This window comes from Acidimicrobiales bacterium (assembly GCA_041394265.1).
Taxonomy (GTDB): Bacteria; Actinomycetota; Acidimicrobiia; order Acidimicrobiales; family SZUA-35; genus JBBQUN01.
This window is the reverse complement of the sequence record JAWKIO010000005.1, coordinates 3,704,197-3,717,708: the sequence shown is the minus strand read 5'-3', so window position 1 is coordinate 3,717,708 and position 13,512 is coordinate 3,704,197. Positions and strand designations below refer to the sequence as shown.

Below are 13,512 nucleotides of genomic sequence, written 5' to 3'. Positions count from 1 at the left end.
ACCCAGGGAGGCGCCCCACTCGCCCTCCCCTCAGCAACTTTGGAGAGTTGATGCCGCTGAGAGGTGTCGGGACGCCAGAGTTGCTGGGGTTTCGGGAGGGTGAGCTAGCGTCGGCGTCATGATCGAATTCCTGGATCCCCGGGGTGAACCCGGTCAACCCATCGAGCCCTACGAACTCGGCATTCGAGCCGGCAGCGGTCCGATCACGATCGGCCTCCTGGCCAACGGCTTCCCCGATTCGGTGCGCTTCCTCGACGCCGTCGAACGAGCGCTCGCCACTGCGAACCCCGAGGCGACCTTCGAACGCTTCGACAAGGGCGATGCCTCCTCGATCGTCTCCGACGCCATGCTCGACGATCTGGTCGAGCGGTGTCAGGCGGTCGTCGCCGCCTACGGCCATTGAGGCAGCTGCACCACCGGCACCGTGCGTGACGCAGTGAAACTGGCTCATCGAAACATCCCCGCCGTCGCCCTCGTCACCGAGGCCTTCTGGGACCAGGGCGACTTCGTCGCCCGATCGGTCGGCATGCCCGACATCCCGAGGGTTCGGCTCCCCCACCCCGTGGCGGGCACGGGCGCCGACAACATGGCGATCGTCGCCAACGACATGACGCCGCTCATCCTCGAGCAGCTGGCCGGCGCGAGCGCGGGAGGCGGGGCATGAGTCTCGTTGACGCCAACCGTTCCGGCGTGCTCGAAGCCGCCGACGAGGCGGCCGCGCTCGAGGAACTCCACCGGCTCGGCTGCACCGACGGTCTGCCGGTGGTCATTCCCACACCGCCCCGGGTCGACCGCATGGTCATCGCGTCCGGGCATCCCGCCGACCTCGAACTTGGGGTGATGGGCCCCAACCTCGGCAGCTGCACGGTCGAGAAACTGGCCATCGCCGCCGTGATGGCGGGCTGCCTCCCGGACTACTTCCCGGTGGTGCTCGCCGCAGCCCGGGCGATCATGGACGAGCGGTTCGACCTGACCGAGGTCCAGGCCACCACGCACTCAATCGCACCGCTCATCATCGTCAACGGTCCGGCCGCCCACTCGTGCGGTCCGATCTCTGGCAGCTTCGGCGCTCTCGGGCCCGGCCACCGGGCGAACGCTTCGATCGGTCGGGCGATCCGGTTGGCGATGATCAACGTGGGTGGAGGTCGCCCCGGTGTGTCCGACATGGCGTTGCTCGGTCATCCCGGGAAGTTCACCTTCTGCCTCGCCGAAGACGAAGCGGCCAGCCCGTTCGATCCGCTGCACGTCTCGCTCGGCTTCGAACCCGACCAGTCCACCGTGACCGTGCTCGGGACCGACGCCCCGCATTCGGTGATGGCCATCACCGACGCCGACGATCCCGGTTCGAGCGATCGGCTGCTCACCTCGCTCGCGCTGGCTTTTGCCCACGTCACGACCAACAACGCCGTGCTCCGCAACGGCCGGGCGGCGCTCGCCATCAACCCCGATCACGCCGCCATGCTGGCGGCAAACGGGCACACTCGGGCCAGCGTGGCCGAGGCGGTCGTCGAACGCGCGACCGTCCCCGGTCGGGAGCTCCTGCGTGCTGCCGGCTCGATGGGTCGTGTCGACCCGGAGCGGGAGTACGCCTGTTTCGCCTCGCCCGACGATCTGCTGCTGTTCGTCGCCGGTGGTGGCGGCCTTTACTCGGCCGCGTTCCCGTCGTGGTGCGCCGGACCCCACCGCAACCAATCGGTCACGGTCGAGATCGAGCTGGATCAGGCGTGCGAGGTGCCCTGGGCCAACGCCTGACCAATCGACGCGGCAGCGGCCGCTGCGCCCGATCCGCCCATCGGGAGATCGAGCGCGAGCATCACCGACTCGATCGTGGTGAGCGTCCCCAGGATCATCGGTGGGTTGAGATGGCCCATGTGCCCGATGCGGAACCGGTCGTCGGGATGGCCGAGGCCGAGACCGAGGGTGAGGTTGGTGGCCTCGGTACAGCGTTGCTGGAAGGCCGGCGAGTCGATCGAGTTGGTCATCACGCCCGTGACGGCGTTCGACCGGGCGGCCGGGTCGACGACCTGGAACTCGAGACCGTCGGGCGTCGACCACGCCTCGACCGCGGCCCGCACGGCGTCGGCGAGCATCTCGTGCCGCCACCACACATGGTCGAGGCCCTCGTCGAACAACAGGTCGAGGGCGACTCGCATGCCGTAGAGGTGGCTGACCGGCGGCGTGCCGGCGAAGAGTAGATAGTGCGGCCCCCCGCTCATTCGGGGTGTCCAGCTCCAGTACGGCGTGACGAGATCGGCCTGCTCGTGCGCCTCGATTGCCTTGGCGCTCGCCCACACGAACGACAGGCCGGGTGGTGCCATTAGGCCCTTCTGCGAGGCGGCGATGGCCACGTCGACACCGAGCGCATCCATCTCGAACCGCTCGCAGCCGATCGATGCCATGCCGTCGACGAACAGCAGGGCCGGGTGATTCGCCGAGTCCATGGCCGCCCGAATCGCGGCGAGGTCGGCCCGCACCCCCGACCCGGTGTCGACGTGGCAGACCAGCAGACCCTTGAGCTCGTGCTGCGAATCGGCGGCAAGCCGGTCGGCCACGGTCGCGGGGTCGACGGGGTGGCGTGGAGACGGGGCAGGCAGGACCTCGACGTCGAGGCCGAGCTGCTCACAGAACGACGCCCAGATGGTGCCGAACTGGCCCGAGCCGATCACGAGCACCTTGTCACCGAGCGACAGGGTGTTGGACAGCGCCATTTCCCACGCCCCGTGCCCATTGCCGATGGCCACGAACCCGTGGCCCTCGGTGCGAACGACCTTCGGCAAGTCGGCGACCAACGACCACGACAAGTCGGCCACCTCACCGTCATAGATGTTGGTGATCGGCCGACCCATGGCGGCGAGGACGGCGTCGGGAACGATCGATGGGCCGGGGATGGCGAGCATGTTGCGTCCCTGGGCGAGGCTCGCCAGGGTCGGGACGTTGCTGCTGGTGACGGTTTCGGGAGTCGGCACCGCGCCATCCTAAGTCGGCCTGCTCCCATCTCGATCATCGCCTCTGCGAGCGCCTCGGCATCATCGGGCTCCCACCGGCGCCCCCGGATAGGCTCGGCTCCGCTCCAGGCCACTCCCGAGACGAGGTAGCGAACGTGACCGACATCGTGATCAGCGGCACCGGGTTGTTCACCCCACCCGAGTCGATCAGCAACGCCGAACTCGTCGAGTCGCTCACGATCGCCACGAACGCATGGAACGAGACGAATGCCGAGGCCATCGCCGCCGGCACCCTCGCCGCTCGTCCCCTGCCCGACGAGGAGTTCATCTTCAAGGCCTCGGGGATCAAGTCCCGCTACGTGATGGAGAAGTCGGGCGTGCTCGACCCCGAGCGCTTCCGTCCTCGCCTCGAGCTTCGCAGCGAAGACCAGCTCGGCATCCAGGCCGAGATGTCGATCCCCGCAGTCGAGCAAGCCCTGGCCGCTGCCGGCCGTACCGGAGCCGACGTCGACGCCATCATCGTCGGCTGCTCCAACCTCCAGCGTCCCTACCCCGCCGTCTCGGTCGAGATCCAAGACGCCATCGGCGCCGGCGGCTGGGCCTACGACATGAACGTCGCCTGCTCGTCGGCGACGTTTTCGATCCAGGCGGCGGTCGATGCGCTGCGCGCCGGGTCCGCCTCGTGCGCGCTCGTCATCAATCCCGAGATCACCTCGGGCCACAACAACTTCGAGCTGCGCGACTTCCACTTCATCTTCGGCGACGCCTGCACTGCGGTCGTGCTCGAGCGGGCCGACGACGCCGTCGCCGCCGTGCAGTGGAAGGTGATCGGCACGAAGTTGGCCACCCAGTTCTCCAACAACATTCGCAACGACTTCGGGTTCCTCAATTCCTCCGAGGTCGGCGAGCGCGATCCGCACGAGCTCATCTTCCGCCAGCAGGGCCAGCGGGTGTTCAAGGAGGTGTGCCCGATGGTGGCGACGCACATCACCGACCATCTCGTGTCACTCGGGATCGAACCGACACACGTTCGTCGATTCTGGCTCCATCAGGCGAACCTCAAGATGAACCAGTTGATCGCCAAGGGGGTGCTCGGTCGGGTGCCCGACACCGACGAGGCGCCGGTGATCCTCGACGAGTACGCCAACACCAGCTCGGCCGGCTCGGTCATCGCCTTCCACAAGCATCACGACGGCATCGAGCCCGGTGAGATCGGGGTGCTGTCGTCGTTCGGCGCCGGCTACTCAGTGGGCAGTGTGGTGCTCGAACGCTGCTGAGGTCGACCGATCCCCCCAACGGCCCCCGAGGCGTAGGGGGATGCCCCCGATCCTCGGATGCCGTCACCGTCGTATGGTGAAGACATCGCAGCAGCGCACCACACCACGACGGCGAAGCGCAGGTTTGAGGGAACCGGCGCCGGCCAGGGTTTGAGGGAACCCAGCACATCAGGATCGGCGAGCCTGGGCTTGAGGGAGCCCGCCCGCCGAGACCCTGGATCGGGAGGTGGTGCGCCGCTGCATCCCACGGCGGCGGAGCCGAGCGGCGGGGTCCAGGATTCGAGGGAACCAGGACCCGGCCGCGCCCAGGCGGGTGGGTTCGGGTCTTGAGGGAGACCCGAACCCACGCCAAACACCCGCCCTGTCGACGTTGCCTACACTCGGCCGACATGACGTGCCGACGAACGCTGGGATCCATTCGATGAGCCGGTGGGAGCGCTGGCACGAAGGGCTCGCCCACCGACCGAGCGTCACCGGCACCATTCCCGATCTCCTGGAGCGAGCGGCAGCACAATGGCCTGACGTTCCGGCGCTGAGCGAGCCCGACGGCACCACGACCAGCTTTGCTGCCCTAGCTGGCCAGGCGGCGGCGCTCGGATCGGCACTCCGTGATCGAGGTTTCGGCAACGGCGAACCCGTTGCCGTGATGCTGCCGAACGGCACGCCCTACGTCGTCTCCCTCTTCGGCATCTTGCGCACCGGTGCTCCGGTCGTTCAGGTCAACCCGATCTACACCGGGCCCGAGCTCGAGTACATGCTCGACACCACCAAGGCGACGGCGATCGTCGTGGGGGCCGACAAGCTCGAGACCGTGCGCGGCATTCGGGCCGCCACCTCTCTGCGTCTGGTCATCGTTGCGGGCAGCGAGGTGCCGCTCGACGATGGGGAGATCTCGCTGGCGGCGCTCATCGACGCCGGTGATCCGTCGGCTGGTTGTGCGCCGATCGATCCCGACACCGATCTCGCCACGTTCCAGTTCACCGGTGGCACCACGGGTCGGTCGAAGGGAGCGATGCTCACGCACACCAACCTGCTGGCCGGCATGCAGCCGACGTTCGACATGGTGCTCGCCGACCCAGATCGCCTACCGCCGGGCAGCAAGGCGGTGGCGGCTGCGCCGTTCTTCCACATCTTCGGCCTCACGATGGTCCTCTTCGCCGGCCTCCATCACGGTTGGCACCTGCTGCTGGTTCCCCGCCCGACACCAGACGGCTTGGTCGATCTCATCCGTGATCAACGGCCCGGGTATCTCGGCGGCGTGGCCACCTTGTTCACCGCACTGGTCAACCACCCCGAGGCGGCGACGGCCGGGTTCGACAAGCTCGAGCTCTACACCTCCGGCGGGGCGAGCGTTCCCGAGGCCCTGCTGCGCAACTTCGAGCAGCTCTCGGGCCGCACCATCTTCGAGGGCTACGGCCTGTCCGAGGGCGCTCCCGTGTCGTTCAACACCCACGTGCGGGGCAGCGTCTCCGGCTCGATCGGCATCCCCATTCCGGGTACCGAGGTTCGCATCATCGACGTCGAAACCGGTGACGAGGCTGCTCCCGGTCAACCGGGCGAGCTACGAGTCCGGGGTCCTCAGATCATGCAGGGCTACTGGGCGATGCCCGACGAGACCGCAGCAGCGCTGGTGGACGGATGGCTGTGCACCGGCGATGTGGCCACGATGGACGAACAGGGCTACCTACGCATCGTCGACCGGATGAAGGACATGATCAACGCGTCGGGCTACAAGGTGTACCCACGCGAGGTCGAGGAAGTGGTCTACCAGCTGCCCGACGTCGTCGAGGCCGCGGTCATCGGGGTCGACGACGAGTACCGAGGCGAGACCGTGAAGCTCGTGGTGGCGCTACGCGCCGGCAGCGAACTCGTTGAAGGGACAGTCGTCGACCACTGCCGAGCCCACCTCGCGCCCTACAAGATCCCCCGGATCGTGGAGTTCCGCGACGAACTCCCGAAGTCGAACGTGGGCAAGATCTTGCGACGAGCGCTGCGCGACACACCGTCGACCTGACGGTCGCCGGGCCGCCGGTGTCAGTTTCGATCGAGTGCGCCCAGCGACGTAGTGGGCTCGACCGCAACCAGCTTTCGAGCGCGAGCGTCATCGATGTTGAAGGCCTCACCCGCCCCGAGCTCGCCGACCCGCCAGCCGAACGATCCTTGGTCCAAGACCAGCCCGAGCGCGGTCGGTCCGATGGCCTCGACTCCGTCGATCGTGACCGACGAGACGCCGGTGTCGTCGGTGCGCAGCACCACCTCGACCCAGCGACCGGTGGCCGGAGTTCCGCCCGGTGGGGCGAAGCCGGTTCGGTTGCTGCCGACGAGGGTGGCGAGATCCCAGCCTCCTCCCCCGCCGAGCGCTGTCTCGTACTGGTCGGTCGGAGCGTCACCGGTCCGGGTGCCCGCTGCCAGATCCACGCCGGTGGTGGTCGTCATCCACCACCAACTCCGGAACTCGATGCCGGGCTCATCGATCCCGATGGCGGTGAGCCAGGCATCGGCCGTTCCGGGAACGACGGACGGCGCGGCCGCGGCGTTGGATCCGGACCGTGACTGGCTCGTCGTCACCGACCATGCGGCTGAGACACCGGTCTGACGGGCGCCGACGGTCACCGAGGCGCTGGGGGCGACGATGTTGGCGTACTCGGCGGCGATTCGATCGGCACCGAGCGCCTCGTGGAGCACCCGGGGCTCGTCGATCGCTCCGGTCAGGCCGCGATCGGCGGCTGCGAGGTTGCCTACCGTGAGGGGAACCGTGAGGTCGGTTGCCAGAGAGCCGGAGGCCGAAGCGGTGTCGACCGGCGCCCCGTCGACGTACAGCACGATCGTCGACCCATCCCAGGTCACGGCCAACTGATGCCACACGCCGGCACCCAGTGACCCGCCGGCCACCGTGTGGGTCACGCCCCCGATGCGGAGCCGCGCCATCGCCTGACCCGAGGTCGGGCTGAGATCGTCGACCAAGAGCTCGTAGACCGTCGACCCCTCCGCCGACGACTTGGCGACGACTCGGGGGTCGGTCCCGAAGGTGGCGGCGTTGACCCATGCCGACGCGGTGAGCCCGGTGTCGGCGATGTCGGTCGCCGTGGCCACGAGTCGATCGTTTGCACCGTCAAATGTCGGCGCGTTCCCGGCGACACCGACGACTGGCCCGGCGAGACCACCGACCGCGATCACGTCGTTCCGACGGACCGAGGCATCGTCGACGAACAGCGAATCGTTCCGAACGGTGACCGTGTTCGAGAACTCCGACGTCGCCCCGTAGGCCGGGCCGGCGAGCTGCTGGGTTACCGTGGCCGACAGGTGCTGGCCCTCGGCCCCGGCGAATGTGGTTGCGAACGTCTGGACACCGCTGCCCGAGGAAGTGACCGTCGATGTGTGCACCAGCGCAGACGCCTCACCGTGTCCGCTGGCGTCGGGAGCGCCGGTGTCGTAGACCTCGAGCCGGTAGTCACCCGCCGGTACATCGAGGTCGAAGGAGAGGATCGTGGCTGGGGAGCCAACGGCCTGGCGCAGGATCGGATAGTTGAGCAGTCCGTTGGCGCCGGAGTCGACGTCATCAGCGTCGTTCGACGTCACCCCGTCGCCGGCGAGGTCGAAGGCGAGGCCACCGTTGGCACGGATCGTGTTGCCCACCATGGTCAGTGTGCCGGTGTAACCCGGGCCGGTCGAGATGCCGGCACCAGGTGAGCCGGTGATGACGTTCGGCTCGCCAACGCCGGTACCACCGATCCGCACCGTCGAGGAGCCGACAATGGACACGCCGTCGTTGGTGAACGGGAGCGCAGTGGTGAGGTCGGGTGCGACGCCGATCAGGTTGTCGGTCACGACTGCGTCCGCAGCGCTCTCCACACGGATCGGGCCGTACCCGAAGCCGAACACGTTCCCGCTGATGACCGTGCCAGTCGCCGTGCCGCCGACCCGTACACCACGACCGTTGTTGCCCCCATCAGCGAGGGACGGGTACAGGCCGACGAAGTTGTCGACGATCGAAGCCGAGTTGCCGGTGACCTCGATGCCATCATCCGGCGCTCGCACGACGGCGAGCCCGTTGATGGTCACGTCGTTGCCCGTGACGGTGAACGTGTCGTTCCCCACGCCGATGCCAGCCCCGTCGACGACGATCACTGGGCTGCTGACGTAGCCAGGCTGCGAGGACCCGTCGATGACGACCGCCGAACTGATCGGATCGAACGGCGTGCCGGTCGGCGCGATGGTCCAGACGCCCGCGCTGTGATTCGGGTCCCCGGTGCCGATCGAGAACTCGATGCCGGCGATCTCGGGCCGGGCGTTGGCCTCGGCGATGGCCGCCCGCAGCGTGCACTCAGGGTCGGCGCCGATGAGCGCTCCGGTGTCGCAATTGCCGTCACCGATGTTGCTGTCAACCGCGTCAGCGGTGGAGTTGACCACGAGGGTCGGCTCGGCGGCGATCACGACATCAGCCGAGAACTCCGACGTCGGCCCGAACGAACCGCCGCCGAAGTCAGGGGTGGCCGTGGCGGCGATGATGTCATCGATGTCGGCCGTGACACTCAACGAGAACGATTCGACGCCCGAGCCGGTGTGGGTGATCGTCTCGGCGTGGACCAGGGTTTCGCCTTCGCCGTAGCCGGACGGGTCGGCGGTCAGGTTGGCGAACACCTCGATCCGGTAGTCGCCGGCAGGTACGTCGAGATCGATATCGACGTCGGCCGTGCCGTTGTACCCGATGGCCGAGGTGAGGACCGGATGATTCATCAGGTCGTTCGGGCCGGCGTCGCCATCGCCCGGATCGTTGGCGGTCACGAGCGCAGCGTTCTCCGTACCGCCGACGAGGTCGATGCCGAGCGCGACGCTGTCGCGGATTTCGTTCCCGAGGATCGACACCTGCGAGTTGGCAGTGACTTCGACACCGTTCCATAGGCTGTTGGCCACCACATTCGCTTCACCTGGACCGGTGCCTCCGAAGCGCACCGAGCCGCTGGTGTCGGTCCACAGGCCCTGGGCGTTGCCGAAGGCCACCGTGCCGGATCGATCGGTACCGATCCAGTTGCCGGTGATCACGATCCGATCGGCAACAGTGGTCACGGCGATACCGGCGCTCGAGTGGCCGCCGATGACGTTGTTGCGAACCACCGAATCCACACCGTCGTACACGGTGATCCCCTCCGTGGCGTTTGCGGCGACGGTCACGCCGTCGGGCATGACACCGACGTGATTGGCCTCGATCAGGGCGCGATCGACACCGACGAACATGCCGTCGCCCGGGAACGACACAATCGAGAACCCCCGGACCTCGGAGTCGTCGGCGTTGGGATCGATGCGAAGACCGACCTCACTCCCCGAGAGGCCCGAGCCGTCCAGCAGGACCACTGGCGCTGCGTCGCCACCGAGCTGGGTGGTGGCGTCGAGCACCGAACGCTCGGCCCACAGGTTCGGTAGTTCGCTCGCGGGTGCAATCTGCCAATGATCGACCGCGCCGGCAACGTAGCCAGCGTCCAGGATCGGGATGTCGAAATGGACGACGTCGATCGCAGCGGACGCGTTGGCCTCAGCGATCGCAGCTCGAAGGGAACAAGCGACGGCACCGTCGGCGTTGGTGTCCCCGGTGTCGCAACGACCGTCGCCGAGGTTGATGTCGACACCATCGCCGCTGCTGTTGACCACGATCGTGTCGGCTGCCTCGACGGTCTCGACTTGACTCAGCTCCGACGTTGCGCCGTAGCTGCCACCGAGGTCCTCGGTCGCCGTCGCGCTGAGCTGCATCCCGGACGAGCCGCTGAACGTCGTGCTGAATGCCTCGATTCCCGAGCCGGAGTGCGCAACCGTGAAGGCATGAACGAGGGTCTCGGCCTCGCCGTAGCGGGTCGGGTCGGTTCCTGTTGGGTTGTCGAAAACCTCGATCCGGTAATTCCCGGCAGGAACGTCGAGGTTGAGATCGAGGGTGACCGTCCCGGCGCTGACGACCGCCCGCGACAGCGCCGGCTGGTTGAGGAGGTCGTTGACACCGGTGTCGACGTCACCGGCATCGTTCTGCGTCACGCCGTCGTCACCGAGGTCGATGCCGAGGCCCCCGTTGCCCCAGATCTCGTTGCCCAACAGCGTGGCGTCACTGCCGCCGGTCATGACGACGCCATCGCCGGTTGCGTTGGCAACGACGTTTGCGTCCAGCGGGTTGGTTCCGCCGATCAGGGCTCGATCGGTTCCGCTACCAACGACGACGCCGGCGCCACCGATCGTGCCGGCAACGGTGGCCGACGAGTCGGTCCCGATGCGGTTGCCCGCGACCACGGCATCGTCGGCATTGGCGAGCGAGATCCCGTCTCCCGGCGACGCAAGCACCACGTTGTCGCGCACGATGGTGCGTTGCGACCACGTGATGTCGATGCCAGTGCCGAGGTTCGGCAGAGGTGTCACTCCGTCGGCGGCCACACCAACGAGGTTGTTGCGCACCACCGAGTCAGCCATCGTTCCCGTGCCGACCTGCACTCCCGCAACCGCGTTGTCGGCGATCACGTTGCCCTCGGCGGGTGTGGCACCACCGACGATCGTGCGAGACGAGCCGTTGACGACGAGGACACCACGTGAGCCGTTCCCCAGTCCCACCGAACCGCTCGCGTCGGTGCCGATGTAGTTCCCGCTGATCACGGTGTCGAACGAGGACAGGCCGAGCCCGATGTCGTTGTACACCGCAACGCCGAACGAGCTGCTCGCCGAGATGATGTTGCGGTCGGCCGACGAGGATCCTCCGATCACGGAGTTCGAGGAACCGCTGACGTAGACGCCGTAGCGGTTGCCGGCGGCAACGGCACCGCCGGGGAGAACCCCGAGATGGTTGCCGGCGACGAGGTGGCCGTCTGATCCACGCAACTGAACGGCGGCACCGGGGAACGAGGTGATCGACAGACCCCACACCGTCGACCCGTCCGACCCGACGTCCAGCGACAGACCGTGTTCGGAGGTCAACGAGAGCGCAGCACCGTCGAGCCGGACCACCGGCGACGACACGTAGCCGGGCTGGGTCGTGGCGTCGATGAAGACCGGATCGGTGATGGCCGGCAGCACGGACGCCGGAGCGATGGTCCAGCTCGGTCCGGCACCGGCGATGGCGAATTCGATCACGCCAACAGCACCGGCATTGGCCTCCTCGATGGCCGCCCGGAGCGTGCACTCCGGGTCACCGGCGCCGACGGTGCTGCCAGTGTCGCAATTGCCGTCGCCCGGCGTCAGGTCCGGGGCGTCGCCGACCGAATTCACGACGGCGACCGCAGGCACGGTGATCGCAAGCGAGAACTCCGACGTCGATCCGAAGGTTCCGCCACCCAGATCCTGGGTTGCGGTGAGCGTGACCACCTCGCCGCCGGAGCCGGCAAAGGCGACCGAGAACGGTTCGGCTCCGCTGCCGCTGTGGACGATGTCGGTCGAGTCGACCAGGATCGCCCCTTCGCCGTAGCCGCTCGGATCCGCACCAGAGGCGTTGGTGAACGCCTCGAGTCGATAGTTGCCGGCCGGCACATCGAGATCGAGGTCGACCGTCACCGTTCCGGCAGCGGCGAGCGAGTTGGTGACCACCGGGAAGTTCAACAGCCCGTTCGGGCCGGGATCGCCGTCGCCGGGGTCGTTGGCCGTCGACCCGTCGAGACCGAGGTCGATGCCAACACCGGCGTTGTCGCTGATCGAGTTGCCGAGGACTGCGTTGCGGAGCGTGCTGGCGTCGGCAACGACCACACCGACGCCGCCGTTGAACCGGATGGTGTTCCCGGCGCCACCGGTCGTCCCACCGACCATCGTGTCGGTTGCGCCCGAGAAGAGGTGCACGCCATGCGATCCGTTGCCGCGGTTCGCCAACCCGGTGGAGTCGGTGCCGATGAGGTTGCCCTCGATCACGTTGTCGATGGTGGCCGCATTGAGGAATCCGTCGATTCGGATGCCCTCGGACACGTTGCCGGAGACCAGGTTGCCTTCTCCGACCGCAGCACCGCCGATCTGGGTGGTGTTCGCGCCGTTGTAGACCACGACGCCGTGTCGGCCGTTGGCGACGACGGTGTCGCCGTCGAGGCCCAAGCCGATGGTGTTGGCTTGGACGACGGTCCCGCCGGTCGCACCGAGGATCTCGATGCCGTCGTTGCCGTTGCCCGAGATCACGTTGCCGGACCCGACAACACCGATCACGGTGCCGGTGCTGGCATTGTCGACCCGCACCCCGTCCTGACTGTTGCCGAGCGGCGCGTTGCCGGTCGTATCGGTGCCGATCCGGTTGCTCGTGAGCGTGGTGTCGGTCGATCCCCAGACGATGACACCGCTGCCGGAGACCGTCGCCGAGATCGTGTTGTCGTCGATCGTGGTGGTCGACGCGACGTTCACGTCGATGCCCCGACCGGTGTTGCCGAGTGCCGACAGCCCGTCAGCCGTCGTGCCGATCAGATTGCCGGTGATCGTGACACCCGTCGTACCGTTCAGGCCGATGCCCGGCAGATCGTTGCCCGAGATCACGTTGCCGCTGATCGTCACGTTCGTGGCGCCGTCGGCGAAGATGCCTTCGAACGCATTGGCAGCCGCTGCGCCTCCGTCGATGGTGGTGCCGATGTAGGACGCCTCGATTCGTGCGCCATCGGAGGTCGATGGCAGGTAGATGCCGGCGGCGGGGAACGACGAGATGGCGAGCCCTCGCACGGTGATGTCGTCACCGGAGATCTCGAGCCCATCGGTGCCGGGCCCAGCTGACGCGCCCGAGAGTTCGATGACCGGTGAGAAGCCGTAGCCCGGCTGCGTGGTGGCGTCGATCGTCACCGGTTGCGTGACGGCCAGCACCGATCCCGGCGTGATGGTCCACGACGGACCGACCGCCGAGTAGCCGGCATCCGAGGTCGGGATGTCGAACTCGATCCGCTCGGCGGCTCCCGCATCGGCCTCCTCGATGGCTGCGCGCACTGTACATTCCGGGGCGCCGGCGCTGTTGAGCCCACCGGTGTTGCAGACGCCATTGCCGGGGTTCGAGTCGGACGCGTCGCCGGTGGAGTTCACGGTCAGCAGGGAGGTCGGTGTGAAGTCGAGCGCATACACCGCACCGGCCTGTGCTCCGGAGGTGCTGTCGGCCCACGCACCGACAAGAAGGTCGAGCGCACCGTCGCCGTCCAGATCGCCGAGACTGCCGACGTCGTAGCCGAATGCACCGTTGCCCAGATCGGAGGTCACGCCCCCGGACACTTCGGAGATCTTCGCCGTCGAGGTCGCCGCGCCGTTGGCGGCGAGCGTGAGCACGTAGACGGCACCGTTGCCTGCACCACCGTCGCCGTCGTCGGGTGCACCGA

7 protein-coding genes are annotated in these 13,512 nt (G+C 67.7%); 5 read left to right on the top strand and 2 right to left on the bottom strand.

The features are described 5' to 3' along the window. Positions 1-118 precede the first annotated feature (118 nt). Genes R2733_18040 through R2733_18030 form a run of 3 tightly spaced genes read left to right on the top strand, consistent with a single transcriptional unit; the run spans position 119 to position 1,752 of the window. On the top strand, positions 119-403 hold the full coding sequence (locus R2733_18040) for a hypothetical protein (protein MEZ5378409.1): 285 nt from the start codon (positions 119-121) through the stop codon (positions 401-403). 21 nt (positions 404-424) lie between these two features. Then, a complete protein-coding gene (locus tag R2733_18035) occupies positions 425-664 on the top strand; it encodes a hypothetical protein (GenBank protein MEZ5378408.1) in 240 nt (79 codons plus the stop codon). Further along, positions 661-1,752 (top strand): hypothetical protein, encoded by a 1,092-nt coding sequence (locus R2733_18030; protein MEZ5378407.1) that lies wholly within the window; start codon positions 661-663, stop codon positions 1,750-1,752. Before R2733_18035 ends, R2733_18030 begins: the two co-directional genes overlap by 4 nt. Here the strand turns inward: R2733_18030 and R2733_18025 are convergent. Next, positions 1,719-2,966: an aminotransferase class V-fold PLP-dependent enzyme gene (locus R2733_18025; GenBank protein MEZ5378406.1), complete on the bottom strand. Its 1,248-nt coding sequence runs from the start codon at positions 2,964-2,966 to the stop codon at positions 1,719-1,721. The genes R2733_18030 and R2733_18025 overlap by 34 nt on opposite strands. Before the next feature lie 134 nt (positions 2,967-3,100). On the opposite strand from R2733_18025, the gene R2733_18020 reads away from it, so the two are divergent. Both R2733_18020 and R2733_18015 read left to right on the top strand, forming a co-directional pair. After that, a complete protein-coding gene (locus tag R2733_18020; protein ID MEZ5378405.1) occupies positions 3,101-4,222 on the top strand; it encodes a beta-ketoacyl-ACP synthase III in 1,122 nt (373 codons plus the stop codon). Positions 4,223-4,616: 394 nt separating this feature from the next. Continuing rightward, entirely contained in the window at positions 4,617-6,236 is a 1,620-nt protein-coding gene (locus R2733_18015) for a long-chain fatty acid--CoA ligase (protein ID MEZ5378404.1), read from the top strand. A 20-nt stretch (positions 6,237-6,256) separates the two neighbouring features. Here R2733_18015 and R2733_18010 read toward each other — a convergent pair whose 3' ends face one another. After that, positions 6,257-13,462 (bottom strand): right-handed parallel beta-helix repeat-containing protein, encoded by a 7,206-nt coding sequence (locus tag R2733_18010; protein MEZ5378403.1) that lies wholly within the window; start codon positions 13,460-13,462, stop codon positions 6,257-6,259. Positions 13,463-13,512: the final 50 nt, after the last annotated feature.

Excerpts from the sequence above, each read along its gene's own strand:
- R2733_18040 (MEZ5378409.1), top strand. The coding sequence starts at position 119 with ATGATCGAATTCCTGGATCCCCGGGGTGAACCCGGTCAACCCATCGAG.
- R2733_18030 (MEZ5378407.1), top strand. The coding sequence starts at position 661 with ATGAGTCTCGTTGACGCCAACCGTTCCGGCGTGCTCGAAGCCGCCGAC.